General features: G+C 64.0%; 23 protein-coding genes and 1 riboswitch. Of the genes, 12 read left to right on the top strand and 11 right to left on the bottom strand.

What is annotated here, in order from left to right; translation table 11 throughout:
- Positions 1-80: 80 nt before the first annotated feature.
- Positions 81-175, top strand: a riboswitch (TPP riboswitch).
- 55 nt (positions 176-230) lie between these two features.
- The 5 genes from ACZ9XP_RS00275 to ACZ9XP_RS00255 all read left to right on the top strand — a co-directional run bounded on the left by ACZ9XP_RS00275 (position 231) and on the right by ACZ9XP_RS00255 (position 6,578).
- Entirely contained in the window at positions 231-1,244 is a 1,014-nt protein-coding gene (locus ACZ9XP_RS00275; protein WP_465187940.1) for a thiamine ABC transporter substrate-binding protein, read from the top strand.
- A 128-nt stretch (positions 1,245-1,372) separates the two neighbouring features.
- A complete protein-coding gene (locus tag ACZ9XP_RS00270; RefSeq protein WP_465187778.1) occupies positions 1,373-2,905 on the top strand; it encodes an ABC transporter permease in 1,533 nt (510 codons plus the stop codon).
- Positions 2,889-3,833, top strand: a complete 945-nt coding sequence (locus tag ACZ9XP_RS00265; protein ID WP_465187777.1) for an ABC transporter ATP-binding protein — start codon at positions 2,889-2,891, stop codon at positions 3,831-3,833. Before ACZ9XP_RS00270 ends, ACZ9XP_RS00265 begins: the two co-directional genes overlap by 17 nt.
- A gap of 116 nt (positions 3,834-3,949) precedes the next feature.
- A complete protein-coding gene (locus ACZ9XP_RS00260; protein ID WP_147684044.1) occupies positions 3,950-4,537 on the top strand; it encodes an SIS domain-containing protein in 588 nt (195 codons plus the stop codon).
- A gap of 346 nt (positions 4,538-4,883) precedes the next feature.
- Complete coding sequence (locus ACZ9XP_RS00255) at positions 4,884-6,578, top strand: methyl-accepting chemotaxis protein (protein ID WP_147684042.1); 1,695 nt, start codon at positions 4,884-4,886, stop codon at positions 6,576-6,578.
- An 82-nt stretch (positions 6,579-6,660) separates the two neighbouring features.
- Here the strand turns inward: ACZ9XP_RS00255 and ACZ9XP_RS00250 are convergent, their stop codons facing one another.
- Positions 6,661-7,137, bottom strand: coding sequence for a YbaK/EbsC family protein (locus ACZ9XP_RS00250; RefSeq protein WP_147684040.1), 477 nt, complete (start codon positions 7,135-7,137; stop codon positions 6,661-6,663).
- A gap of 98 nt (positions 7,138-7,235) precedes the next feature.
- Positions 7,236-8,360 carry a methyl-accepting chemotaxis protein gene (locus ACZ9XP_RS00245; protein ID WP_465187776.1) on the bottom strand — a complete coding sequence of 375 codons (1,125 nt, stop codon included), beginning with the start codon at positions 8,358-8,360 and terminating at the stop codon, positions 7,236-7,238.
- Positions 8,361-8,613: 253 nt separating this feature from the next.
- On the opposite strand from ACZ9XP_RS00245, the gene ACZ9XP_RS00240 reads away from it, so the two are divergent.
- Positions 8,614-8,844 (top strand): ParD-like family protein, encoded by a 231-nt coding sequence (locus tag ACZ9XP_RS00240; RefSeq protein ID WP_147694576.1) that lies wholly within the window; start codon positions 8,614-8,616, stop codon positions 8,842-8,844.
- Positions 8,844-9,638 (top strand): type I methionyl aminopeptidase, encoded by a 795-nt coding sequence (map, locus tag ACZ9XP_RS00235; protein WP_147684034.1) that lies wholly within the window; start codon positions 8,844-8,846, stop codon positions 9,636-9,638. Before ACZ9XP_RS00240 ends, map begins: the two co-directional genes overlap by 1 nt.
- A 78-nt stretch (positions 9,639-9,716) precedes the next feature.
- Here the strand turns inward: map and ACZ9XP_RS00230 are convergent, their stop codons facing one another.
- The 6 genes from ACZ9XP_RS00230 to hemP form a co-directional block, all read right to left on the bottom strand.
- Positions 9,717-10,493 carry an ABC transporter ATP-binding protein gene (locus ACZ9XP_RS00230; RefSeq protein WP_465187775.1) on the bottom strand — a complete coding sequence of 259 codons (777 nt, stop codon included), beginning with the start codon at positions 10,491-10,493 and terminating at the stop codon, positions 9,717-9,719.
- Positions 10,474-11,478, bottom strand: a complete 1,005-nt coding sequence (locus ACZ9XP_RS00225) for a FecCD family ABC transporter permease (RefSeq protein ID WP_465187774.1) — start codon at positions 11,476-11,478, stop codon at positions 10,474-10,476. The genes ACZ9XP_RS00230 and ACZ9XP_RS00225 overlap by 20 nt, the downstream gene beginning before the upstream one ends.
- Entirely contained in the window at positions 11,475-12,290 is an 816-nt protein-coding gene (locus ACZ9XP_RS00220; protein ID WP_147684015.1) for an ABC transporter substrate-binding protein, read from the bottom strand. The genes ACZ9XP_RS00225 and ACZ9XP_RS00220 overlap by 4 nt, the downstream gene beginning before the upstream one ends.
- On the bottom strand, positions 12,280-13,335 hold the full coding sequence (locus tag ACZ9XP_RS00215) for a hemin-degrading factor (RefSeq protein WP_465187773.1): 1,056 nt from the start codon (positions 13,333-13,335) through the stop codon (positions 12,280-12,282). Before ACZ9XP_RS00215 ends, ACZ9XP_RS00220 begins: the two co-directional genes overlap by 11 nt.
- 10 nt (positions 13,336-13,345) lie before the next feature.
- Entirely contained in the window at positions 13,346-15,445 is a 2,100-nt protein-coding gene (locus ACZ9XP_RS00210; RefSeq protein WP_465187772.1) for a TonB-dependent hemoglobin/transferrin/lactoferrin family receptor, read from the bottom strand.
- Between the two features lie 66 nt (positions 15,446-15,511).
- A complete protein-coding gene (gene hemP / locus ACZ9XP_RS00205) occupies positions 15,512-15,682 on the bottom strand; it encodes a hemin uptake protein HemP (protein WP_465187771.1) in 171 nt (56 codons plus the stop codon).
- 254 nt (positions 15,683-15,936) lie between these two features.
- On the opposite strand from hemP, the gene ACZ9XP_RS00200 reads away from it, so the two are divergent.
- A complete protein-coding gene (locus tag ACZ9XP_RS00200) occupies positions 15,937-17,313 on the top strand; it encodes a tetratricopeptide repeat protein (RefSeq protein WP_465187770.1) in 1,377 nt (458 codons plus the stop codon).
- Positions 17,314-17,346: 33 nt separating this feature from the next.
- Positions 17,347-18,108: a VirB8 family type IV secretion system protein gene (locus ACZ9XP_RS00195; RefSeq protein WP_465187769.1), complete on the top strand. Its 762-nt coding sequence runs from the start codon at positions 17,347-17,349 to the stop codon at positions 18,106-18,108.
- 66 nt (positions 18,109-18,174) lie between these two features.
- Here ACZ9XP_RS00195 and ACZ9XP_RS00190 read toward each other — a convergent pair whose 3' ends face one another.
- The 3 genes from ACZ9XP_RS00190 to ACZ9XP_RS00180 form a co-directional block, all read right to left on the bottom strand.
- On the bottom strand, positions 18,175-19,374 hold the full coding sequence (locus ACZ9XP_RS00190) for an ammonium transporter (protein WP_465187768.1): 1,200 nt from the start codon (positions 19,372-19,374) through the stop codon (positions 18,175-18,177).
- A gap of 216 nt (positions 19,375-19,590) precedes the next feature.
- Positions 19,591-20,214: a 4'-phosphopantetheinyl transferase superfamily protein gene (locus ACZ9XP_RS00185; RefSeq protein ID WP_147684003.1), complete on the bottom strand. Its 624-nt coding sequence runs from the start codon at positions 20,212-20,214 to the stop codon at positions 19,591-19,593.
- Positions 20,215-20,288: 74 nt separating this feature from the next.
- Positions 20,289-20,765, bottom strand: a complete 477-nt coding sequence (locus ACZ9XP_RS00180) for a winged helix-turn-helix transcriptional regulator (RefSeq protein WP_147684131.1) — start codon at positions 20,763-20,765, stop codon at positions 20,289-20,291.
- A gap of 192 nt (positions 20,766-20,957) precedes the next feature.
- On the opposite strand from ACZ9XP_RS00180, the gene ACZ9XP_RS00175 reads away from it, so the two are divergent.
- The 3 genes from ACZ9XP_RS00175 (at position 20,958) to ACZ9XP_RS00165 (ending at position 24,780) form a co-directional block, all read left to right on the top strand.
- Positions 20,958-22,265 carry a D-amino acid dehydrogenase gene (locus ACZ9XP_RS00175; RefSeq protein WP_465187767.1) on the top strand — a complete coding sequence of 436 codons (1,308 nt, stop codon included), beginning with the start codon at positions 20,958-20,960 and terminating at the stop codon, positions 22,263-22,265.
- Between the two features lie 7 nt (positions 22,266-22,272).
- Positions 22,273-23,340: an alanine racemase gene (alr, locus tag ACZ9XP_RS00170; RefSeq protein ID WP_465187766.1), complete on the top strand. Its 1,068-nt coding sequence runs from the start codon at positions 22,273-22,275 to the stop codon at positions 23,338-23,340.
- Between the two features lie 261 nt (positions 23,341-23,601).
- Complete coding sequence (locus ACZ9XP_RS00165) at positions 23,602-24,780, top strand: GGDEF domain-containing protein (protein ID WP_465187765.1); 1,179 nt, start codon at positions 23,602-23,604, stop codon at positions 24,778-24,780.
- Positions 24,781-24,798 lie beyond the last annotated feature (18 nt).

Here is a 24,798-nt window from a genome sequence, read left to right as displayed (position 1 = left end):
ATGGCGGTTATTTGTTGGGTGGGTGTGAAGCAGGGGCGGGCAGGTGTTAACGAATGTGACACAAAGCTCTATACTCGCGGGTCGATCACCGGGGGTGCCTGCGCGTGCGGGCTGAGACATACCCCAGAACCTGATCTGGATAATGCCAGCGGAGGGAGCGTGATGGGTATCTGCCCGTGTCCCGCTTTCTTTTTTGGTTGCGTCATCACCAAAAGAGGATGTCTGAAATGTTGAAGAAGTCTGTACTGCTGCTGGCGCTGGCCGGCTTGTCCCTGTCTGCCCTGTCTGCCGAGCTGCGCGTGATGACGCACAGCTCGTTCAGCCTGCCCAAAGACCGTATTGCCGAATTCGAAAAGCAAAACGGCGTGAAGCTGTCCATCATCAAGGGCGGTGACGCTGGCGAGATGCTGAACAAGCTGATCCTGACCCGCGCCAACCCGATTGCCGACGTGGTGTACGGCATCGATAACACCCTGATCGCCAAAGCCAGCGCCGCCGGTATTCTGGCCCCTACCAGCAGCAAGGTTGGCCGCACCGAGAAAGACGCGGTGCTGCCGGGCGCCGTGGCGGTGGACTACGGCTACGTGACGCTGAACTACGACAAAGCCTGGTTTGCCAAGGCCAAGCTGCCGTTGCCGGCCACGCTGGACGACCTGGCCAAGCCTGCTTACAAAGACCTGTTGGTGGTAGAAAACCCGGCTACGTCCAGTACCGGCCTGGCCTTTATGCTGGCCACCATCGCCGACCGTGGCGAAGACGGTGCCTTCAAATGGTGGGAAAAGGTGCGTGACAACGGCCTGAAAGTGAGCAAAGGCTGGAGCGAGGCCTACTACACCGACTTCAGCCGCAACGGCGGCAGCCGGCCCATCGTGGTGAGCTACGCCAGCAGCCCGGCAGCCGAGGTGTTCTACAGCAAGGAAAAAATCAGCGAATCGCCTACCGCCAACCTGCTGCTCAAAGGCGGCGTGTTCCTGCAGGTAGAAGGCGTGGCGCTGCTGAAAGGCGGCAAAGAGCCGCAAGCGGCGCAGGCGTTTGTGGATTTCCTGCGTAGCGACGGCGTGCAAACCGGCCTGCAGACCAAAATGTGGATGTACCCGGCCGTGGCCGGCACCGCCATCGACCCGGTATTTGCCCACGCGCAGAAACCGGCCAAGTTCAGCAACCCCAGCCTGGCGGCCATGAACAGCAAAACCGCCGCCTGGGTTGGCCGCTGGAACCGCCTGGTGGTGAAACAGGCCAACTGATGTACCTGGCGCCTGCGGCCAACGTTGGCCGCCGTCGCGCGTAGCAAGGGCGCCGCAGGCGCCCTTGCCCCTTTGTCGCATCACCACCCCGCCCGATCACCCTCACCCCTCAACGCTGACCTTTGCCCATGAACCGCTACCGAACCCTGCCCGCCTTGCTGCCGCTGGCTTTCCTGCTGCTGATGGTGGCCGCGCCGCTGGCGCGCCTGCTGCAGGAAGGGCACGCCGGTTTCAACCTGGCGCTACTGCAGGACAGCTATATCCAGTGGCGGTTGGCATGGTCGCTAGGCCAGGCGCTGGCCACCTGTGCGCTGGCGCTGCTGATCGGCCTGCCGCTGGCCTGGGTGCTGGCGCGTTTCGACTTTGCCGGCCGCCGCCTGTTGCTGCGGCTGCTCATGCTGCCCTTTGTCATGCCCACGCTGGTGGCCGGCATGGGCGTGCTGGCATTGTTCGGCCCGCACGGTGTGGCTGGCATCAACTTGCAGGACACTCCGTGGCTGCTGCTGTACGGCAACCTGTTCTATAACCTGCCGCTGCTGGTGCGCGCCGGGGTGGACGGGCTGGAGCAGGTGCCGGCCAGCCGGCTGGCGGTGGCGCGCACGCTGGGCGCGTCGCCGTGGCGCACCTTCTGGCGGGTGGAATGGCCGGTGGTGCGGCCGTGGCTGGCGTCGGCGCTGTGCCTGGTGTTTCTGTACTGTTTTTCCGGCTTTGGCCTGGCGCTGTTGCTGGGCGGCCAGCGCTACGCCACGGTAGAGGTGGAGATCTATACCCTGGTGGCCTACGAGCTGAACCTGGCCGACGCGGGCGTGCTGGCGTTGCTGGCGCTGGGCGTGGGTGCTGCGGTAGCGCTGGCTTACGCCGCGCTGGAGCGCGGCCTGGCCCGCCCGCAGCGGCTGGCGCCCACCCTGCGCCAGCCGGCGCAAGGTTGGCCGCAGCGCCTGCTGTTGGCAGCTGCGCTGGCGGTGCTGGCGCTATGCTGCCTGCTGCCGCTGCTGGCGATTGTGTGGCGCGCGCTGCAGGCCGAGGCGGCGGTGTGGGCCATGCTGGCTACGCCCGAGGTCGCCGATGCGCTGGCCAACACGCTGCGCTTTGCCGGCGCTGCGCTGGGGCTGTCGCTGCTGCTGGGCCTGTGCCACGGCTGGGCGGCGCAGCGCTGGCTGGCTTTGCGCGCGCTGGTGTTTTTGCCGTTCATGGTGTCGCCGGTGTGTCTGGCTTTCGGTCTGTTACTGCTGTACCCGCAGTACAGTGCCAGTGTGTGGCTGCTGATTGCCGCCTACGCCTTGCTGGCTTACCCCTTTGTGGCCAAGGGCGTGTTGTCGGCCGCCGCCGCGCTGCCACCGCAGCTGCCGCAGGCGGCTCGCACGCTGGGCGCTACATCGTGGCGCAGTTTTTACCGTGTCAGCCTGCCGCTGATGCGCCCGGCGCTGCGCCGTGGCCTGGCCTTTGCCGCCGCCACGGCGGTGGGCGAGTTTGCCGTCAGCCTGTTTCTGTCACGGCCGGAGTGGGCCACGCTCACCACGCTGATCTATCAGCACCTGGGGCGGCCCGGTGCGGCCAACCTGCAGCTGGCGCTGCTGTTGTCGTGTTTGTTGATGCTGTTTGCCCTGCTGGCCTTCGTGGCCATCGAGTGGCCGGAGAAAAACCATGCTCGAGCTGATTGACCTGACCCTGTCCTACGCCCGGCGCACCGTGCTGCAAGGCGTCAGCCTGCAGGTGGCGGCGGGCGAAACGCTGGCGCTGCTGGGGCCGTCCGGCGAGGGTAAGTCCAGCTTGTTGGCGCTGGTGGCCGGCCTGCAGCAGCCGGATGCCGGGCGCGTGCAGCTGGCCGGGCTGGACATTACCCGGCTACCGCCGGAGCAGCGCCACATCGCCATGATGTTTCAGGACCACGCGCTGTTTCCGCACCTGGACGCCGCGGCCAACGTGGCGTTTGGCCTGGTAGAGCGCGGCACGGGCAAGCAGGCCGCACGCCAGCAAGCGTTGCAGATGCTGGACGCAGTAGGGCTGGGCGGGCGTGGCGAAGCGGCCGTGCATACCTTGTCTGGCGGCGAGCGCCAGCGCGTGGCGCTGGCGCGGGCGCTGGTGTGCCAGCCGCGCCTGCTGCTGCTGGACGAGCCGTTTTCCAGCCTGGATACCCACCTGAAACAACAGCTGCTGGCCGACGTGCGCCGCCACCTGGCGGCCTTGCAGGTGCCGGCGCTGCTGGTGACGCACGACCGCCACGAGGCCTTTGCGCTGGCGCAGCGCGTGGCCATTTTGCAAGCCGGGCGCATTGTGCAGCAGGGCACGCCACAGGCCATCCTGCAGGCACCGGCCAGCGCCTGGGTGGCACGCTTTGTCGGGCTGGACAATGTGTTCGACGACCATGCCATCCCGCCGCAGGCCTTTGTGCTGGGGCCCGGCCAGCCACGACGCGATATCGTGGCCGCCCAGGCGCAGGCCGATGGCTGGCGCGTTACCGTAGCAGGCGACGGCGGCCAACCCTGGCAGCTGCTGCTGGGCGTGCGCGAGCTGGCGGGGCAGGGCGCGCCGTGTGTAGGCCAGCAACTGGCTATCGGGCTGGATCGCCGCCAGCTGCTGTACTGGTAGTGTTGGCAGGCGGTTTTTTCTGCTTTGCCGCCATTTGTGTACAGATGGTGGGTGATGGCGCGGCAAAGCACGGGTAAAATGCCGCATCGACTAGCTATACAGAACACGCCCAGCCTATGAAACCGCATATTGTTGCCACCCTCACCGAAGCCCGCAGCGCGCTGGATGCCCTGCTGTCCAACCCGCAGGCGCTGTCTGCCATCGAGGCAGCCGGCGATGCGCTGGTGAATGCCTTCAACCAGGGGCGGCGCGTGTTCAGCTGCGGTAACGGCGGCTCCATGTGTGACGCCATGCACTTTGCCGAAGAGTTGTCCGGCCGCTACCGCAATGACCGCCGTGCTTTGCCTGCCGCCAGCATCAGCGACCCCAGCCATATCAGCTGCGTGGGTAACGACTACGGCTACGAAGCCATCTTCTCGCGCTACCTGGAAGCACACGCCGGCGCTGGCGACGTGCTGCTGGCCATCAGCACCAGCGGTACCAGCAAGAACATTCTGGCCGCGGTAAAAGCCGCCAAGGAGCGCGGCATGGTGGTGGTGTCGCTCACCGGCCGCCCTGGCTCAGTGATCGGCAGCCTGGCCGATATCGATGTGTGCACCCCCGGCGGCCAGTACGCCGACCGTGTGCAGGAGCTGCATATCAAGGTGATCCATATCCTGATCGAATCGGTAGAGCGCGCACTGTTTCCGGCCAACTATGCCTGAGCCGACCCGCTGCTAGCCCAACCCGCCCCGGTGGCGGGTTTTTTTATGCCCACATGTCTTTCGGGTAATCTGTCGCGTGGCTGCGGCCATGCTGTTTGGTGTTTGTTTGGTATTGGATTGGTATTTTATTTCGGCGGTGCCGCATCGGGGGCAGACCCTGCTATTTCTACCCGTTTTGGCGTGCCATGCTGGCTTTTTCTGCCCCTAGCCCTGCAGTGCGTGTGGCTAGGTAAAAATACCTATAGTGCATGTTTGCGATTGACGGCCTTGATGCCGGGCGCTACATATCAATAAGTTTAATTTGCAAAATTCAGTTGCAAAACTTATCGAAATTTGGAGCGTTACCATGTTGCCTACCTTGACTATCGGCCAGCGACTGACCGTGCTGGTGATTGTGTTGCTCGCCATCGCCATGACGCTGGGTGGTTACGGCATGTATACGCAGTCGGCCATTTTGAAAGATTTTTCAAGTACTTATAACGACAGAGTGGTGCCGCTGCAGCAGCTGAAAAAAGTCAGCGATGGCTACGCGGTAAGCATTGTAGATGCGGCGCACAAAGTGCACGCCGGGGCCATGGATAAGGCCACCTTCCTGAAAGAATTGGATACGGCGCGTGGCACCATCAGCCGCGAGTGGCAAGCCTACCGCGCCACCTACCTGACCGACCAGGAGCTGGCACTGGCGACCCAGGCCGAGCAGGCCATGAAGCGTGCGGATGGTGCGGTGGACGAGCTGCGCCGCCTGGTGGAGGCGGGCGACGAAGCGCCGCTACTGGTATTCAATAACAAACAGCTTTACCCGGCACTGGACCCGGTATCCGGCAGCATCTCGGCGCTGATCGACCTGCAGCTGAAAGTTGCCGCCGAGGAGTATGCCGATGCCGAGGCCAGTGCCAATTTCAGCGCCCGCCTGTCAGCCATGCTGATGGTGGCCGGCGTGCTGTTTGGCGCAGTGCTGGCCTGGCAGATCATCCGTAACCTGCTGGCGCAGCTGGGCGGCGAGCCCAAGGATGTGGTGGCGCTGGCGCAGCGTATCGCCAAGGGCGATCTGAGCCAGAAGCTGCAGATTCGTGCGGGTGACAACAGCAGTGTGGTGGCGTCCATGGGCGCGATGCAAAGCGGGCTGATTGCGCTGGTACGCAACCTGGAAAGCATCATTGCCCGCCTGAGTGTGAATGCCAGCGAGCTGGCGGCGGCGTCGGAGCAGGTGGCGGTGAGCACCGAGGAGCAAACCCGTGCGGCAGCGGCCATGTCGGCCTCGGTAGAGCAGCTGTCGGTGAGCATCAGCTCGGTGAGCGACAATGCGCGTGATGTGTCGGTAGACGCCAAAGCGTCCGGCACCCTGGCGCGTGATGGCGAGCGCATCATCGATCACACCCTGCGTACCATCAACACCGTGGCCGATATGGCGCGCGGCTCGCAGCAACAGGCCGACATGCTGGGCGCCAAATCGCAGCAGATTTCCAATGTGATACAGGTGATCCGCGATGTGGCCGAGCAAACCAACTTGCTGGCGCTGAATGCGGCCATCGAGGCGGCGCGTGCCGGCGAGCAAGGGCGTGGCTTTGCCGTGGTGGCCGACGAGGTACGCAAGCTATCGGAACGCACCGCGTCGTCTACGGCCGAGATCAGCCTGATCATCAACGAGATGGTCAGCAGCAGCCAGCAAGTGGTGAAAACCATTCACGATACGGTAGATGAAATGGACGCCGGCCTGCAGCAAACCCTGCAGGCGCGCGAGGCAGTGAGCGGCATTAGCGGCAATATGGCGCGTATCAACGACTCGGTAGCGGCTATTTCGATTGCGCTGGCCGAGCAACAGTCGGCCAGCGGCATGGTCGCCAGCAATGTCGAGCAGGTGGCGCAGATGTCGGAAGAAACCAGTACCGCCGCCGTACAGACAGCCAGCTCGGCCGAGCAGATGGAACAGATGGCGCACGAGCTGAAGGCTACCATCGAATTCTTCAACCTGCCGCAGCCCGGGCAGAGCCGCGGTGGTGACGGTATGCAGCCGGTGGGTGGGGCGGTGCAGGTGGCATAAGTACTGCGGCCAACCTTGTTACCTCAATCCCAAGCCCTGCCGGCAGCATCGGCAGGGCTTTGGCGTGCTGGCCGCGCGTGTCTCAGGCCTCGGTCGTTTGTGCCTGGCAGGCATCCACCCATTGGCCGTCGACGATCTGTGCCAGCAGCGCCGGGCTGATGCGTACTGCGGTATGCACATCGCCGGCGGCGGGTAGCACCTCGTCAAAATCCTGCAGCGAGACATCCACATACACCGGCAGTGGCGTGGCCAGGCCAAACGGGCAGACCCCGCCTACCGGGTGGCCGGTCAGCGCTTGCACCTCTTCGGCAGGCAGCATGCGCCCTTTGCCGAAAGCCGCCTTGAATTTCTTGTTGTCGATGCGGGCGTCGCCGCGTGCCACCAGCAGGATGGTGCGCTCGTCGGCCAGGCGAAACGCCAGTGTCTTGGCAATGCGCCCCGGTTCCACGCCGTGCGCTGCTGCGGCCAACGCTACCGTTGCGGTGCTGGTTTCCAGTTCGATAATGTCGATCGCCAGATGGCTGGCGGCAAAGAAGTCACGGACAGATTGCAGGCTCATGCTGGGCTCTTTCGTTAAAAAAGCCATTATCGGCCAGCGGCGGCGCCATGCAAACGGGCAGCTGTACGCTGCCCGTGACGGTGGTGGTGTATGGCGGCCTAACTGCGTGCGATATCGCCCAGCTTGTCCGAGATATCTTGTGAGGTAGCGGCCTGTTCTTCGCTCGCCTGGGCAATCTGCACCACAAAATCGCGCATCTGGTTTACCTCCTGCACGATTTTTTCCAGTGCGGCTTCGGCACGCTGGAAGTCGCTTTCCGTGGCCGCCACTTGCTGGCGGCCCTGTTCGATAGCTGCCACGTTTTGCTGCACGTCCTGCTGGATTTCCTTGATCATGCCGCCAATCTGCTGGGTGGCGGCGGTGGTGCGCTCGGCCAGCTTGCGCACTTCGTCGGCCACCACGGCAAAGCCGCGGCCCATTTCACCGGCGCGGGCAGCTTCGATGGCCGCATTCAGCGCCAGCAAGTTGGTCTGGTCGGCAATGTCTTTGATCACGTTCACGATCTGGCCGATGGCCTCGGAGCGCTGCCCCAGGGATGTCAGGCTGTCTGCCGTGCTGCGCACCATATTGGCCACGGTTTTCATGCTCTGGCTGGTTTCGTCCACAATCACGACCCCTTGCCGGCTTTCGCGCAGCATCACTTCGGCCGATTCGGACGCCGCCGCCGTTTGCACCGCCACGTTTTCGATGGTGGCGCTCATGCCTTGCATGTTCTGCGAGATTTCCCCCACGCGCTCTTCCAGAAACTGGCGGCGGCTGGCGGTTTCTGTGGCCAGCTTTTGTGCCATCACACTGGCACTGACATCGCGGAAGCTGGCCATGAAGCACAGCAGCTCGCGGTTGTTACCCTGGCGCCAGATGGGGAAGATCTTGGTTTCAAAGGTAATGTCGCCCACCGGGATCATGGCCTTGTGTACGTCTAGCTTGCCGCTGGCCAGGTCTTGCAGAATGCCGCGGATGCGGTCTGGCGATACGTGGAACTGGTGGATGGAGTGCTGATAGGCCTTGTCTACGTCTACGCCGGGGCGAAACTTCTGGTTCATGGCCGCGCGGTGGTGTGCCAGCGTGTCGCGCGCTGTCTTGTTCATGTAGATGATGGTGTTGTCCGGCGTGGTATCGGCCAGCATGATCAGGTTGTCCACGCAGTCCAGCATCTGGCGCAGCTGGTTGATTTCTTGGTCTTGGGCGGTGCTGGCTTGCTGGCGTTTCATAAAACCGAACATGGTTATCTCCCTTGTGTGTCTGCCGCGGCACTTTATTGATAGCTCCTGTGTAGCATGTTGCGCGTTTCTTTGTCTGCCAACCTGGTACATGGGCGTATTCCTATCGATTTCGTTGTAGCACTTGAAATACACCGCGCTTTTTTAAATAAGCAATACGGGTAAGGCCGTGCAGGTGCCGTGCAATCAAGCGTGGCCAACTAATAGGGTGGCTGTTAATATACGAAGCATATATAAACCGTATAACGAGGTGGCCATGGGCATCGTCAAGATTTCCGAACAGATGCACGAGACGCTGCGCCAGACCAGCGGGGCGCTTAGCCGCTCCATCAATGCCCAGGCCGAGCACTGGCTGCGTGTGGGCATGCTGGCCGAGCTGAACCCCAAGCTGAGCTATAGCGATATCTGCCAGCTGCTGATTCGCGCCGAGGCCGGCGAGCGTCTGCCGGGTATTGCCTTGCCACCTACCACGCAGGAGCACGCCTGATGGCGAACCAACGACAAGTGATCCGCCGCAACGCTGGCGAGATCGAACAATCACGCCGTGCTGGGGCATTGGCCGCCGAGCTATTGCAGATGATCGGCCCGCACGTTCAGCCGGGCGTCACCACCGACGAGCTGGACCGCCTGTGCCGCGAGTACATCATCAATGTGCAGCAGGCCAAACCGGCCAATATCGGCTACCACGGCTACCCCAAAACCATCTGCGCTTCGGTAAATCACGTGATTTGCCATGGCATCCCCAACGATAAAAAGCTGCAGGATGGCGACATCGTCAATATCGACGTGGCGGTGATCAAGGACGGCTGGTATGGCGACAGCAGCCGCATGTACTACGTGGGCACGCCGTCGCCGCTGGCCAAGCGCCTGGTGGACACCACCTACGAGGCCATGTGCGCCGGTATCCGCGCCGTGCGCCCGGGCGCGCGCCTGGGCGACGTGGGCCACGCTATCCAGCAAGTGGCGCTGCGCGAGGGCTTTAGCGTGGTGCGCGAGTACTGCGGCCACGGCATTGGCACCGTGTACCACACCGAGCCGGAAGTGCTGCACTACGGCCGCCCCGGCACCGGCCTGACACTGGCGCCCGGCATGATCTTTACCATCGAGCCGATGATCAACGCCGGCAAGGCCGACATCCGCCAGCTGGCAGACGGCTGGACCGTGGTCACCAAAGACCGCTCGCTGTCGGCGCAGTGGGAGCATATGGTGGTGGTCACCGAAGACGGCTACGACGTGCTGACGCGCTGGCCGGACGGAGTAGGCAGCTACGCGCCGATCTGACCCTGGCGGGCCAGCCAGCTAAAGCCCCTGTCACAAGACAGGGGCTTTTGTTTTAACGCTGTGGCTAAAGCGTGCGGCTCAGGCCACGGCGGCGTGGCCATGTACGTCCAGTTGCCAGCGCCCGCTCGCGGGCTGGCGTTCGGCGCGTATCGGCCAGCGGTACACCTGGCTGAGCAGGTCGCCGTGCAGCACTGTGTCGGGCGTGCCTTGCGCCACCAGCTGGCCGTCTGCCACCAGCAGCAGCCAGTCGGCAAAGTTGGCCGCCAGTTGCAGCTCGTGCAGTACGCAGACCAGCGTGCGGCCCTCGCGCGCCAGTCGCTGCAGCTGGCGCAGCAGCAACTGCTGGTGGCGGATGTCCAGGTGGTTGCACGGTTCGTCCAATAGCATCAGCGGGGTGTCTTGTGCCAAGGCACGGGCAATGGCGGCGCGCTGGCGCTCGCCACCTGACAGCGTGGCCAGCCGCTGCCCGGCCAGGCCCTGCAGCGCCATGCTGCCTAGCGCCTGCGCCACGGCCTGCTGGTCGGCTGCGTTACTGCGCCCCAGCCAGCCCAGCTGCGGGCGGCGGCCCAGCATTACGTAGTCGGCCACGCACAGCGGGCTGTCGGCGCCTTCGTGCTGGCCCACCCACGCCAGCGGGCGCGGCTGGCCAGCGCGCAGCGGCTGCCCCAGGCTGTGGCCGTGGCAGTGGCCATGACAACCGGCCAGCGCACGCAGCAGCGTGGTTTTGCCCGCGCCGTTGGGGCCGATGATGGCGCACAGGCTGCCGGCGGGTATCTGCAGCTGGCGCGCGCTAAACAGGCAGCGGCTGCCCGCGTGCACGGCGATGTGGTCCAGCTCAAAGGCGGGGGCGGTCATGACGGCCTCCTTGCAGGCGGCGGAACAGCCATAAAAAGAACACCGGCCCGGCAAAGGCCGCCATCACGCCGGCTGGCAGGTCTACCGGGTAGGCCAGCTCGCGGCCCAGGGTGTCGATCAGCAGCAAAAACAAGGCGCCGACCCAAGCCGACCACAGCATCAGCTGGCGCCGTGTACCGCCGCCCAGCAGCGCGATGGCGTTGGGCACCATCATGCCGACAAAGCCGATGATGCCGGACAGCGTCACTGCGCCGCCGGCCAGCAGCGCGGCGCCAATGGCGGTGAGGGTGCGCGTGCGGCCAACGTGCACGCCCAGCGAGCGGGCGGTGTCGTCGCCCAGCAGCAGGCAGTCCAGGTCGCGTGCCACCAGCAGCAGCGTGGCCGCGCCCAGCGCCATCACCGGCAGCACGTAGCCGTGCTCGGCAAAGCGGGCTTCGGCCAGGCTGCCGGACAGCCAGCTCATGGCGCCGCGCAGCGTCAGGTCGTCGGACAGGAACAGCAGCAGGCTGACGATGGCACCGCAGCACGCCCCCACCACCACGCCGATGATCAGCAGCCCGGCCTGGCCGCCTTGCAGCAGGCGGTTCAGCAGCAGAATCAGCGCGGTGACGGCCAGGCCGCCGCCAAACGCCGCCAGCGGCACGCTGAGACCGCCGATGCCCAGCGCGATCACGGCGATGACCCCCAGCGCGGCGCCGGACGAGGTGCCGATCAGCCCAGGGTCGGCCAGCGGGTTGCGGAACAGCGCCTGCAGCGCCGCGCCGCTCATGGCCAGTGCCGCGCCCACCAGCAGCGCGTTGGCGATGCGCGGCAGGCGCAGCTGGCGCACGATGGGGTCGTGCCAGTCCGGTGCCTGCCATTGCCCGGCGCCAAAGCCGGCCAGTAGCCAGATCAGCGCCAGCCCGGCCAGTGCGGCCAACCCTAAGCCTGCCCCCGGCAAGCGCGGCCACGCGGGCAGGGCACCCAGTGTGCGGCTGCTGCTCATGAGGCCAGCGCCCGCAGTTTTTGCACCGTGGCCGGGCTAGCCACGCCCAGGCGCAGGAAGTCGGCCGCTGGCCAGGCCAGCACACGGCCTGTTTTTACCGCCGGGCTGGCGGCCAGCTCCGGCCGGGCTTTCAGCGCGGCTAGGCTGCCGAATACCGGCGCGTTGTGCGCCGCCACGATCACCACATCCGGCGCGGCGCGCAGCCACGCCTCTGGCGTCATCGGCAAAAAGCCCTGCACGTCGGCGGCGGCGTTCACGGCGCCGGCAGCGCGGATGATGGCGTCACCCGCTGTGCCGCTACCGGCCACCAGCCTGCCGTCGTAGCTAAACAGCACGCGTTTGCCCTTGCCACTGCGGGGTTGCAGCGCCTGCAGCCAGGTGCCCGCCAGCTGCTCGGCGCGCGGCGCCTGGCCCAGCGCCTGCCCCACCTGACGGATACCATCGGCAAAGGCGGCCGGGTCTTCGCTGTGGCGGATGCGGCCAACCTTCAGCCCCAGTGCCTGCAGCTGGTCGTAGATGGCTGGCGGCTGCGCCTGGTCGCTGCCCAGTACCAGGTCGGGCTTGCTGGCCAGCACCGGCTGCGGCGTTAGCGCGCGCGAGCTGCCGATCTCGGGCACTTTCGCCAATTGTGGCTGGCGCGCCAGCTTGTCGCGGCCTACCAGCAGGTGCTGGGCGTTCAGCGCCAGCACGATTTCGGCCACGTCGGCGGTGAGCGCTACCACGCGCGGGCTGGCCGCCGGTTGCGCCGGTGTGGCGGCCAGCGTGGGGGCCATGGCCAGCGCCAGTAACAGCGGAAGGCGTTTACGCCACATGTTCGCCCCCTTTGCGTGGCAGGTGCTCGGCCAGCTCGCGCCAGCCGGCCAGCTCCGGTTCGCCTTCGGTACGCTGGCCAAAGAAGCTGACAATGCTGTGGCCCTGGGTGTCGAACGCCTCGATGGCGGTGATGATGCCGTCGCGGGTGGGGCGGCGTACTAGCCAGATCTCGTCCAGCTGGCTGTCTTGCAGGTGCAGGTTGAAGCCGGGGTCGAGGATGTTCAGCCACTCGCCGATGCGCTGTACGCGCTGGATGGCACCGCTGTGGATCTGCACCATGCCGCGGTTGCCGACAAACACCATGATCGGCAGCACGCTATTGGCGGCGCCGCGCAGCAGGCTGTCTACCGCATCGCCGGCCAGCTGGCAGGCGTGGCCGGCTGGCGCGTGGCGGAAGGCTTGCTGGCGGGTGAGGCCGTGTTTGCGCAGCAGGCCGTGGAAGTGGTGCACGTCCTGCAGCGCCAGCCAGGCGTCGGCAAAGCCGCTGGCGTCGAAACCGTCTGGCAGCGGCTGGCTGGCCGGCGCGGCCTGGGGGTGGTTGCTATCGAACAGCGGCGCAGGGTCGGCGTCGGCAAACTCGGCCACCAGCGCCTGCCAGGCAGGCACGGCGCTGTCTTCTTTCAGGTACAGCTTGTGGATGGCGTGGCCGGCGGCGTCGTAAAACTGCAGCGAGCGCAGCGTGCCGCGTGGGCTGGCCTGCTCGGCGGCGTAGGCGTGCGCCCAGTGCGCGGGGAACAGCCGCAGGTCGAGCTGGCCGGGGTTGAGCACCAGGCCCACTTTGTCGGCTAGCGTCAGGTTGTCGTAGCGGCCGTCCTTTTCGTGCACCGCCAGGTCGTTGCGGGTGATGGCCTTGAGTGTGCCAAGCGCTGCCAGGCGCGGCAGCAGGGCGGGCAGGTCGCAGCGCAGGCGGTGGGTGCCGGGCAGGCAGGCCAGTAGCTGGGCCTCGCTCACGCCCAGCGCGGCGGCGGCGTCACGCTGGCGCAGCTGGGTTTGTTCGGCTTTCAGTGCTTGGTAGCGCTGCAGTAGGGGAGTAGGCGCGTTCATGTTTATCCTTTCAGAAGCGGGTTTCCAGGCTGGCGCTCACGCTGCGGCCGGCCTGGGCGTAGAAGTCGACAGCGCTGCCGGTGATGTTCTTCACATCCGCCCACTGCCAGTATTTCTTGTCGCTCACGTTGTGCACGGTGGCGCGCAGCGTGGTGTGCTTGCCCAGCTTCACCCAGCCGCCCACGTCCAGCGTGGCGTAGCCGGGGGCCTTGAACTGGCTGGCGCTGGCGGCGCGGGTTTTGGCGGCCACCATGGTCAGCAGCGCATCGCTACCCCATTGCCCCTGCTGGTAATGCGCGCCCAGCGTGGCTTTCAGCGGGTCGATACTGTTGAGCGGGGTGCCGGTTTTGCGGTTGCTGCCGTGGGCCCAGGCCAGGCTGCCGTCCAGCAATAGCGCGTTGCTGGCCTGCCAGCCGGCGCGGGCTTCCACACCGTGGGTTTGCACGCTGTCCAGGTTCTGGTACTGGAAAATGCCGCGCGGCGAGGTGCTGTCGGTACCCAGGGTGACGGTGTCGATGAAGTCGTTGTAGCGGTTGTAGAAGGCGGTGAGTTGGCCGCTCACGCTGCCGCCCTGGTACTTGCTGCCCAGCTCGATGCCGCGCGAGGTTTCCGATTTCAGGCTGGCGTTGGGGATGATGCGGTAGCCGGCCTGCGCGTTGTTGAAGGTCATGAACGAGCTGTCGAACGGTGGTGCACGAAAGCCGGTGCTGAGGTTGGCAAAGCCGGTGAACCCGCTGGCTAGCGGCAGGCTCAGGCCCAGCCGTGGCGACCACGCGCTGTCCTGAAAGCGGCTGACCGGTACCGCGCCGCCGCTGCTGGCCTGATAGATGGCGTCGCTTTGCGGCGTCATGGTGTAGCGGTCGTAGCGCAGCGCCGGGGTAAGGGTAAGGCTGCCCAGGCGGAACTGGTCTTGTACGAACAGCCCCAGGCGCTCGCTGCGGTTATCGGGGAAGGTCTTGCTGCTGCTGGTGGTGCTGCCGCTGGTGGTGCGTGTCAGGCGGCTGGTGTCGGTGCGGGTGGCTTCCACGCCGGTGAGCACGCGGTGCTCACCCAGGCGCCATTCCAGCTGGCCATCCAGCCCGCTGATGTCCTGGTCGAAGCGGTGGTTTTCGTAGCGGGTGCCGGTGTTGCGTACCTCTACCGCTTTGTCTTCGTTGCGCAGCGTTTGCTGGTACAGCTTGAGGTTGGCCGCCGCCAGGCTGCCGTCGCCCTGGTAGCGGTATTCGGCGCTGTAGCGCTGGCGGCGTGTGTCGTCGGTGCTATCGCGGTCGCGCACAGTGTAGCCGGTGGCGGCGCCACGGGCGCTGAGCAGCTCGGTCTGGCGCTGGCGGTCGAAGCTTTCCACGCCCAGCAGCAGCTGGTGCGGGCCGTCCTGGCCTAGCGCTACCTTGGCCAGCAGGTTGCGGGTGTCGGTGAGCTGCGGGTCGGCCACGGTGCGCTGGCCGCCTTCTATGTCGCGGCTGGCCGGGGTGTCCAGCGCATGGGCGCGGCGCTGGGTCAGCATCAGCAGCGCGGCGGTGTTGTCGCCGGCAGCCGCCACGCTGGCGGTGGTGGCGCTGCCGTGGCGGGCGCCGTCGTACGATTGCTTCAGGCCGAAGTGCAGGGGTTTGTCACGGTCGACGAAGTCGGCGGGCTCGAAGGTGTGCTGGCTAATCACGCCGCCAATGGCGTCGCTACCGAACAGCGCCGACGCCGGGCCCTTGATGATGTCGATCTGGCGCAGGGTGTCCGGCTCTACCAGGTCGCGGCCGGAGATGGCGCCGCTACCGCTCATATAGGCTTCGGGCAGGCGTGTGCCGTCTACCTGCATCAGGATGCGGTTGGTGTCGATGCCGCGTATGGTCACGCCGGCGTTGCCACGGCGGCCCTGGTCACCCGACACCGACACGCCGGGTTCCTGCGCGAGCAAGCTGTCCAGGTCGCTGGCGTGCTGGCGGTCCAGCTGTTTGCGGCCAACGGCCGAGATATGGGGCGCGGTATCAGCCAGCTGTTCGCTGATGCGGTTGGCGGTAACCGTGGTGGTTTCCAGCACGGTGGGGGTGTCGGCAAAGACAGGCAGGGCCACTGTCGTCAGACAGATGCCCGCCAGGGTAATACGATCCTTGGACACGGATCTTCTCCTGTATGCGTGGCACCGTGGCTGGCGATGGCTGGCTCGGCGGGGTGGGTTGCGGTGTTACTTCACTAGTATCAGTTTGTCGTTTTGTGTCAGTTGCAGGCGGTAGTACTCGCCACGGTGGCAGATCAGCAGCTGGCGGTCGCGCGCAAACAGCGTGCGCGTATCCAGTACCGTGTAGGGCTGCTTGTCTACGGCCGTTTGCGGCCGCGGTGCGGGTGTATGCATCATGGTGTCACCTCCTTTGATGATAATAATTCTTATTTACTTTAAGGGCAAGCCCCACGCGGACCATGTACTGAGCCGGTGGGGTGTGGGGTGTTGAAGGCGCGCTCGGGCAGGGCTGCTGCCAGCCGGCTGGCCAAAATCATTCAAATTGATGATTTAAGATTTACCCATCCATCTTATAGTTTTCACATGTTTTTCCGTGCCTATGTCATTTTTAAGGTGCGGCCAACCCCTGTCACTATCGATGGAGAACTCCCATGCGCATGCGATCACTCTTGCTGGCCGTCTTGCTGGCCACCAGCCCGGCTCTGGCCCTGGCCGACTTTCAGGCCGGCGAAGCGGCTTACAAACGCCAGGATTATCCCGCCGCGTTAGCCGCCCTGCAGCCGGAAGCCGCGCAGGGCAACGCCGCCGCGCAGTATTATCTGGGCTTGATGTATTACTCCAGTTGGGGCGTGCAAAAAGATTTAGCCCAAGCGGCTAGTTGGATCCGCAAGGCGGCCGAGCAAGGCACTGCTAACGCGCAGTACAGTCTTGGCGCCATATATGCCAACGGCGAAGGTGTGCCGAAAGACGCCGCTCAGGCCGTTTTTTGGTATCGCAAGGCGGCCGAGCAGGGCATCGCGGCAGCGCAGTACAACCTTGGTGTGAGGTATGCCAACGGTAATGGCGTGTCGAAAGACGCGGTTCAGGCAGTGGCCTGGTACCGCAAAGCGGCCGAGCAGGGCATCGCGGCAGCGCAGTTCAACCTTGGTGCGATGTATGGCAACGGTATTGGTGTGTCGAAAGATGCCACCCAAGCAGTCGCTTGGTACCGTAAAGCTGCCGAGCAGGGTTATGCCGCTGCGCAGTTCAACCTTGGTGTGATGCATGAATACGGTAACGGTGTGTCGAAAGACGCCGCTCAGGCGGTGGCTTGGTATCGCAAAGCGGCCGAGCAGGGTGATGCGGCAGCGCAGTACAACCTTGGGTGCATATATGCCAACGGAGAAGGCGCGCCGAAAGACGAAGTACTGGCTGTGGCCTGGTTCCGCAAAGCGGCCGAGCAGGGTTATGCCGCGGCCCAGTTCAATCTTGGTTTGATGTATGACAATGGCCGTGGTGTGCCGAAAGACGCCGCGCTGGCGGTGGCCTGGTACCGCAAGGCGGCCGAGCAGGGTTATGCCGCTGCCCTGAACAATCTGGGCGTCAACTATCGCTATGGCCAGGGTGTGCCTGCCAGTAGCGTGATGGCCTACGCGCTGTACAACCTGGCGCAGGCGGGGGGTGATGAAAAGGCTGCCGACAATCTGCGTGGGCTGGAGCAAGACATGTCCAGCCGCGAGATAGCCACCGCGCAGCAGCTGTCGCGCCAGATGTCGCAGCCGGGGCAGCTACTGGCGGCACTGGACCGCTTCCAGAAAACCCTGCCTGCCCCCAAGGCTGCCAAGCCTGCTCAGGTACGCCCACAGGCGGCAGCCGATCCGTTTCCGGCCCGCCCGGCACGGGTGGCGGGGCGTACTACCTGCAATACGGTATGCCATAACGCCGACTGCTACCGTACCTACGATTCCGGCAAGAAAGTGCGCTTTCGCGCCCAGCTCAAGTTTGACCCGTTTACCAACCAGCCTACCTGGGATGCAGGCGGTTGCTGAGCCTGCCACAGACCACGACGCCAGGAGTTGATGATGAAAAAGACCCTCTACGCTTCGTTATTGCTGCTGTTGCTGGCTGCCTGCAGCAAGGGCATTGATAAAACGCCGGATACCAGCAGCCTGGACGTGTACAAGGTGCGTATCGAGCAGGATTTTGCCGAGGCCAAGCCCGAGCAGGTGGCGGCGTTCAACTACGCGGTATCCAACCTGGACTTTGACACGCTGAAGGCCAGGTACAAGGGCAGCAGTTACCGTGATATTGCTACCCGCGAGTTGCAAAGCTACCTGTCGGGGCTGGAAGCACAATGGCAAGAGATCGAGAAACAGAAGCCCCAGCTGCTGAAAACCAAGGCCGATTTCGCCCGTGTGCAGGTTTCGGTGCTGTCCAGCGAGATCACGCATGACAGTTTTTTTGACAAATGGGACGTGCGCTACACCATGAAAGTGCGCAATGGTTCCAGTATTCCGCTTTCCACGGTGAAGCTGCATGCCACCTTGGGCATTAACCGCCAGCCGGAGGTGCTGTATACCTTTGAACCGCTAGCCGAGTTCCAGAATGGTTTGCGCCCTGGGCAAGAGGCCACCATTACCGGCAGCATGGTGGGTTTCCTGTCGTTTGATAAACCCATCACGCTTGCAGTGCGCGAGGCGCAGTCGCGCGAGATTGTGGCCCAAGTGCTGGATGCCACCGACTTTGCGGGTAAATGGGTTATCGGTAACGATACGGCGATGGACAAACTGGAGACGCTGCCGGCGCAGATCGCCACCACCAAGCAGCATCTGGCCAGTCTGTAAGCTGTGGTATGAATAAAGCGCCCGGCGTGTCATCGACACGCCGGGCGCTTTGTCTTGCGGCCAACCTTACCAGTTGCTTTCGCGCTCTGGCGTGGCGGTGATCTGGTGGATAGACAGGTCGGCGCCGTTGAATTCCTCCTCATCACTCAGGCGAATGCCCACGGTTTTCTTCAGCACGCCGTACACGATATAGCCGCCGCCAAAGCCCACCACCACACCGGCCACCGTGCCGGCCAGCTGCGACAGCAGCGTCACGCCGCCCGCGCCGCCCAGCGCTTCCAGCCCGAAGATACCGGCGGCAATGCCGCCCCAGGCGCCGCACAGGCCATGCAGCGGCCATACGCCCAGTACGTCGTCGATCTTCCAGCGGTTTTGTGTCAGGGTGAACAGCCACACAAACATGGCACCGGCCACACCACCCACGATCAGCGCGCCCACCGGGTGCATGATGTCGGAGCCGGCGCATACGGCTACCAGGCCGGCCAGCGGGCCGTTATGGATAAAGCCCGGGTCGTTCTTGCCCAGCCACATCGCGGTCAGCGTGCCGCCTACCATGGCCATCAGCGAGTTCATTGCTACCAGGCCCGAGATGCCGGCCACTTTTTGCGCGCTCATCACGTTAAAGCCGAACCAGCCCACAATCAGGATCCAGGCGCCCAGCGCCAGGAAGGGGATGGACGACGGCGGGTGCGCCGCCACACGGCCTTCCTTGGTATAGCGGCCACGGCGTGCGCCCAGGTGCAGCACGGCGGCCAGGCCGATCCAGCCGCCCACGGCGTGTACCACCACCGAGCCGGCAAAGTCGTGAAACGGGGCGCCCAGGTTGGCCGTCAGCCAGTCTTGCACGCCAAAGTGGCCGTTCCAGGCGATGCCTTCAAAAAACGGGTACACCAGGCCTACCAGCAAGAAGGTGGCAGCCGACTGCGGGTGGAATTTGGCGCGCTCGGCAATACCGCCAGAGACGATGGCGGGGATGGCGGCGGCGAAGGTGAGCAGGAAGAAAAACTTTACCAGCTCGTAGCCGTTGGCCTGGCTGATGTGTTTCACATCGGCCAGAAAATCCACGCCGTAGGCCACGCTGTAGCCCACAAAGAAATAGGCGATGGCTGACACGGCAAAGTCGGTCAGGATTTTTACCAGTGCATTGACCTGGTTTTTCTTGCGCACGGTGCCCAGCTCCAGAAAGGCAAAGCCGGCGTGCATCGCCAGGATCATCACGGCGCCCAGCAGCAGAAACAGTACGTCGTTAGGGGTAGTGGCAGGCATCTCTTGCTCCCTGATGGATATTATGGTGCAGGGTGAGCAATAACAGTGCCAGATGACCGTTTTAGGTGCGCGGTAGCCATGCGGCCTGTGTGGCTGCATGGCTATGCGTTTGGCGTGATGGGCTTTGGTGCAATGCTGCTGCAAGTGTTTGGTGCAGATACCTTTTTATGCACCGTTATTGTGCTGATGTGCACCGGTATGGTTGGCCGCAGCAGGCTAGCTTTGCCCCTGGTAGCCCGGCCAGCGTTGCAAGCTAACGCGCTGGGCCGGCTGGCCAGCGTATTGCAGCTTGCAGTCCAGCGCTGCCGGGGCGCTGATGGCCAGCAGCAGGCTGTGCTCTGGCAGGGCCAGGTGGGCGGCGTAATGGTTTAGCTGGTGGATGTGGCGGGTTTCGGCCGGCGTTTCCCAGCGGCGGCCGTGGTATTTGCCCAGCGCCTCTTTCAGCGTCCATACCGCCCAGAAAGCTGGCGCGGGTACGGTGCCGGCTGGCTGTGCGGCCAACCATGCCGACTCATCCGCTGCCAGCAGCTCGCCCAGCGCAGCGGGCGCGGGGGCCGTGGTTTGTTCCAGATCCAGGCCCAGCGGGTGGCAAGCCGATACCGCCGCGGCGACCCAAGGCCCGCTATGGCTGATGGACAGGCCAAGCGGGGCAGGTGCGCCTTCCAGCAGCAGACAGGGTGGCTTATCGCTATCCATGGCGAAGTGGCGCAGCGGCAGCGACATCAGCTGCGAGGCAGCCTGTAGCGCCAGCTGGCGGCCCAGGGTTTTCAGGGCTTCGCGCTGTGCTGGTGCATCTTCTGGCGGGGCCGGCAGGCGGTCCAGCAGGATCAGGGTATTCATTGCAGGTACGTGGATACGGTTGTCATGGTCGGCAGCTTAGCAGGAAGCACAGATAAGTCACCTGCCAATGCGCGCTAGCTGTCCAGATTCAGCAGCCAGCTTTCCTTGACTTCTTCCATCACCACGTAGCTGCGCGATTCGTTGGCCTGCGGCAGTTTCAGCAGGATATCGCCCAGGATCTTGCGGTACATGGACATGTCCGGCAGGCGCACCTTTAATAAATAGTCGTACTCGCCGGATACCAGGTGGCACTCCATGATGTCGGGCAGCTTTTGTACCTCGCGCCGAAAGGCGTCGAAGATATCGCCGGACTTGGCCGACAGCTTAATCTCGACAAATACCAGCAGGCTGGCACCTAGCGCCTGCGGGTTCAGGCGGGCATGGTAGCCCTCGATCACGCCCTCGCGCTCCAGCCGGCGCACGCGTTCGGTACACGGCGTGGTGGACAGGCCGACTTTTTCCGCCAGCTCGGTCATGGCGATACGGGCGTTGGCCTGCAAGTGCTGCAGGATTTTGATGTCCAGTTTGTCCAGCTGGCGCGTTTTGTCCATGGTGCGTTGCGGTTTCACTATTTTCGCCTTTTTTCGCAGGGTTATTGACTGGCTGGTTGTTAAATATAAGTGAAAAAAACTGCGTTTTAATCAATATACTACGCAAATTCACTGAGCGGCAAAAGCCGCCAATCGCACACACGACAGGACAGCTGCGCTGTCCTGTTTCAACAGGGTAGCCTGGAGGTAAACATGAAAGTCATCGTTCTTGGTGGTGGGGTTATCGGTATTTCCACGGCATGGTATCTGGCCAAATCCGGCGTTGACGTGACCGTGGTGGAGCGTCAGCCCGGCCCGGCGCTGGAAACCAGCTTTGCCAATGCCGGCCAGATCTCCCCGGGCTACGCCGCACCGTGGGCCGCACCTGGCATCCCGGCCAAAGCGATGAAATGGCTGTTCCAGAAGCACGCCCCGCTGGCTATCCGCGTGGACGGCAGCACCTACCAGTGGGAATGGATGGCGCGCATGTTCGCCAACTGCAACCCGCAGGCGTACAACGTGAACAAAGGCCGCATGATGCGCCTGGCCGAGTACAGCCGCGACAAGATCCGCGAGCTGAAAGCCGAAACCGGCCTGGGCTTTGAAGGCCGCGAAGGCGGCACGCTGCAGCTGTTCCGCAGCCAGCAGCAGGTGGACGCCATGGGCAAGGACATCGAAGTGCTGAAAGAGTGCGGCGTGGCATACGAAGTGCTGGACGCCGACGGCTGCGCCCGCATCGAGCCGGCATTGAAAAAGACCAAGCACAAGCTCAAAGGCGGCCTGCGCCTGCCGAACGACGATACCGGCGATTGCCAGATGTTCACCACCCGCCTGGCCGAAATGTGCGCCGGCCTGGGCGTGAAGTTCCTGTGGGGCAAGAGCATCGACAGCATCCAGACCTACGGCGACAAAGTGACCGGCGTGGTGGTGGAAGGCGAGCTGTTGAGCGCCGATCATTACGTGGTCGCCACCGGCAGCTACTCGCGCGAGATGGTCAAGGCTATCGGCATCGACATTCCGGTGTACCCGGTAAAAGGCTACTCGCTGACTGTGCCGATTACCAACGTCAAGGGCGCGCCGGTGTCCACCGTGCTGGATGAAACCTACAAGATCGCCATCACCCGCTTTGACCACCGCATCCGCGTCGGCGGTATGGCTGAGCTGGCCGGTTTCGACCTGAGCCTGAACCCGAAACGCCGTGCCACGCTGGAAATGGTGGTCACCGACCTGTACCCGGACGGCGGCGACGTATCGCGTGCCGAGTTCTGGACCGGCCTGCGCCCGATGACCCCGGACGGCACACCGATCATCGGTGGCACCCGCTACAGCAACCTGTCGCTGAACACCGGCCACGGCACGCTGGGCTGGACGATGTGCGCCGGTTCCGGCAAGGTGCTGGCCGACCTGATCACCGGCACGCAGCCGGAAATCCTGGTAGACGGCCTGTCGATGCAGCGTTACGCCAAACAAGGCGAAACCCTGGTGGTGCCGATGTTCCAGCCCGCTGCGGCCAAAGTCTGAGACTGCCATGCGCCCATTGATTGCCTCGATCCGCCTGGATCATTTCCGACATAACTACCTGCTGGCGCGCCAGCAGCACGGTGGCCGCGCGCTGGCCGTGGTGAAAGCCAATGCCTACGGCCACGGCGCGGTACGCTGCGCCCAGGCGGTAGCCGATGTGGCCGACGGCTACGCCGTAGCGTGCCTGGAAGAAGCACTGCAGCTGCGCGCCGCCGGCATCCGTCTGCCTATTCTGCTGCTGGAAGGCGTGTTCGAGCCGGCCGAGCTGGACGAGGTGCAGGCGCACGACCTGTGGCTGGTGGTGCAAAACCGCGAGCAGCTGGCCATGCTGATGGCCGCACCAGCGGGCAAACCGTACCGCGTGTGGCTGAAGATGGATTCCGGCATGCACCGCGCCGGTTTCTTCCCGGCCGATTACGCTGCCGCCTACCGTGAGCTGGAGGCCAGCGGCAAGGTAGACGCCATCGTCAAGATGACGCACTTTGCCCGTGCCGACGAACCGGGCTGCCCGGCTACCGACGCGCAGATCGCAGCTTTCGATGCCGCCACCGTCGGCCTGGGCGGGGAAACCAGCCTGGCCAACTCGGCCGGCATCATGATTCACGCCGACGCGCACCGCGACTGGGGCCGTCCCGGCATCATGCTGTACGGCGCCACGCCGCTGCCAGCCGGCCATGCGGCCAACGTTGGCCTGAAGGCGGTGATGCAGCTGACCACGCGTATTTTTGGCGTGCGCGAGCTGGGCGTGGGCGAGCCGGTAGGCTACGGCGCGTCGTTCCATACCGAGCGCCCCACCCGTGTGGGCCTGATGGCCTGCGGCTACGCCGACGGCTACCCGCGGCTGGCTTCTACCGGCAGCCCGGTGCGGATCGACGGTATCGCAAGCCGTGTGATCGGCCGTGTGTCGATGGACATGATGACGGTAGACCTGACCGATATTCCGCAGGCGGGCGTCGGCAGCACCGTGGAGCTGTGGGGCGACAACATCAGCGTAAACGACGTGGCGGCGCATGCCGGCACCATTGGCTACGAAGTATTGTGCAATGTGAAGCGAGCGCATTTCCGCTACGAATAAAACATAGCCATGGCATGGAAGTGCAGGATTGTGCGCTTTTTGTGCTGTATAAAAACCCCCTTGGCAGTCATGGCAAGGGGGTTTTTCATGCAGGCAGGGCTGCCTGCACCGGGTATTCTGGGCATGGCGCTGCCATTCAAGCCTGCAAGTTGGCAGAAAATGGTTATCCCTATAGCAAGTATCGGCGATCTTGATTTTTAGCAAACTATCGAAACGATATTATTTTGATAATAACGACTTACTGATGATGCTAGGGACGTGATGGGCCGACTGTCTGTGCTGTTCTGGGTAAAAGTCTTGGGCTTATTGCCAGGCGAAGTGGGCCACGGCGATGCCGGCAGCTTGCTGTCGCCGCATCGGCATATGCCGTTGCTGGCCAGCCGCCGCGCCCACATGCTGCTGAACCGCGTACGCTTGTTTGCCTGCCTGTTTTCCATCCTGACGCCCTTGTGGATTGTGGTCGACCTTTACACGCTGCCATCGCCGCTTTCCTGGCAACTGGCGGCGCTGCGCGTGTTGGCCACGGTCGCCTTTGTCAGTCTGACGCGTGCATTGCGCCCCGATGGCCGCCTGCTGCACGCGTGGCGCGGCATGGCCATGCTGTTTGCCATCCCTTCGTTGTTTTATCTGTTTTCCCACCTGCTGCTTAGCCACTACGCACTGGTAGGCGTGTCCGGCATTATCAGCGCCGGCTATACTTTTTTGCCTTTTGTGCTATTGGCCGGGCTGGCGATTTTCCCGCTTACCCTGCTGGAGTGCCTGGCGTTTGCGCTGCCCGCCTTGCTGGCACATTTGCTGTCCGGCTATCTGGAGTGGTCTGCCATGGTACCGCCGGTATTCTGGGGGGCTTTCTGGCTGCAGGTGCTGATTGCCGGGGTATCGGCACTGGCCTGTACCACGCAGCTGGCTTTCATGATGGCGCTGGTGCAGCAGGCCGTGCGCGACCCGCTGACCGGTGTGTTTTCACGCCGTAGCGCCGAAGAAATGCTGGAGCTGCTCGCCGTACAAGCGCAGCGTAGCGATATGCCGCTGGCGGTGGTGTTTATCGACCTGGATCATTTCAAAACCATCAACGACAACTTTGGCCACGCCGCAGGGGACAAGACCTTGAAAAGGTTGGCCGCAGACCTGGCGCAGCTACTGCGCAAAAGCGACATTCTGTGCCGCTGGGGCGGCGAGGAGTTCTTGCTGCTGCTGCCGCAAACCACGCTGCCGCAGGCGCGGCTGGTGTTACGCCGCGTGCGCCGCCGTGGGCTGGGCCTGCGCCCGGATGGCCAGCCATTGACCGCCAGCATGGGGGTGGCCGAATGGCACGAAGACGATGCCACAGACTGGCCGGCACTGTTGGCACTGGCGGATAACCGCATGTACCAGGCCAAACAGCAGGGGCGAAACCGGGTGATATACGGTGACGAGCCTGCATTGCCTGGGGGCGGTTAGTGGGTGGTCGCTTGGTCA

The sequence above is a fragment of the Vogesella perlucida genome, from assembly GCF_979366545.1.
This window is presented reverse-complemented; position numbering and strand designations above follow the sequence as displayed.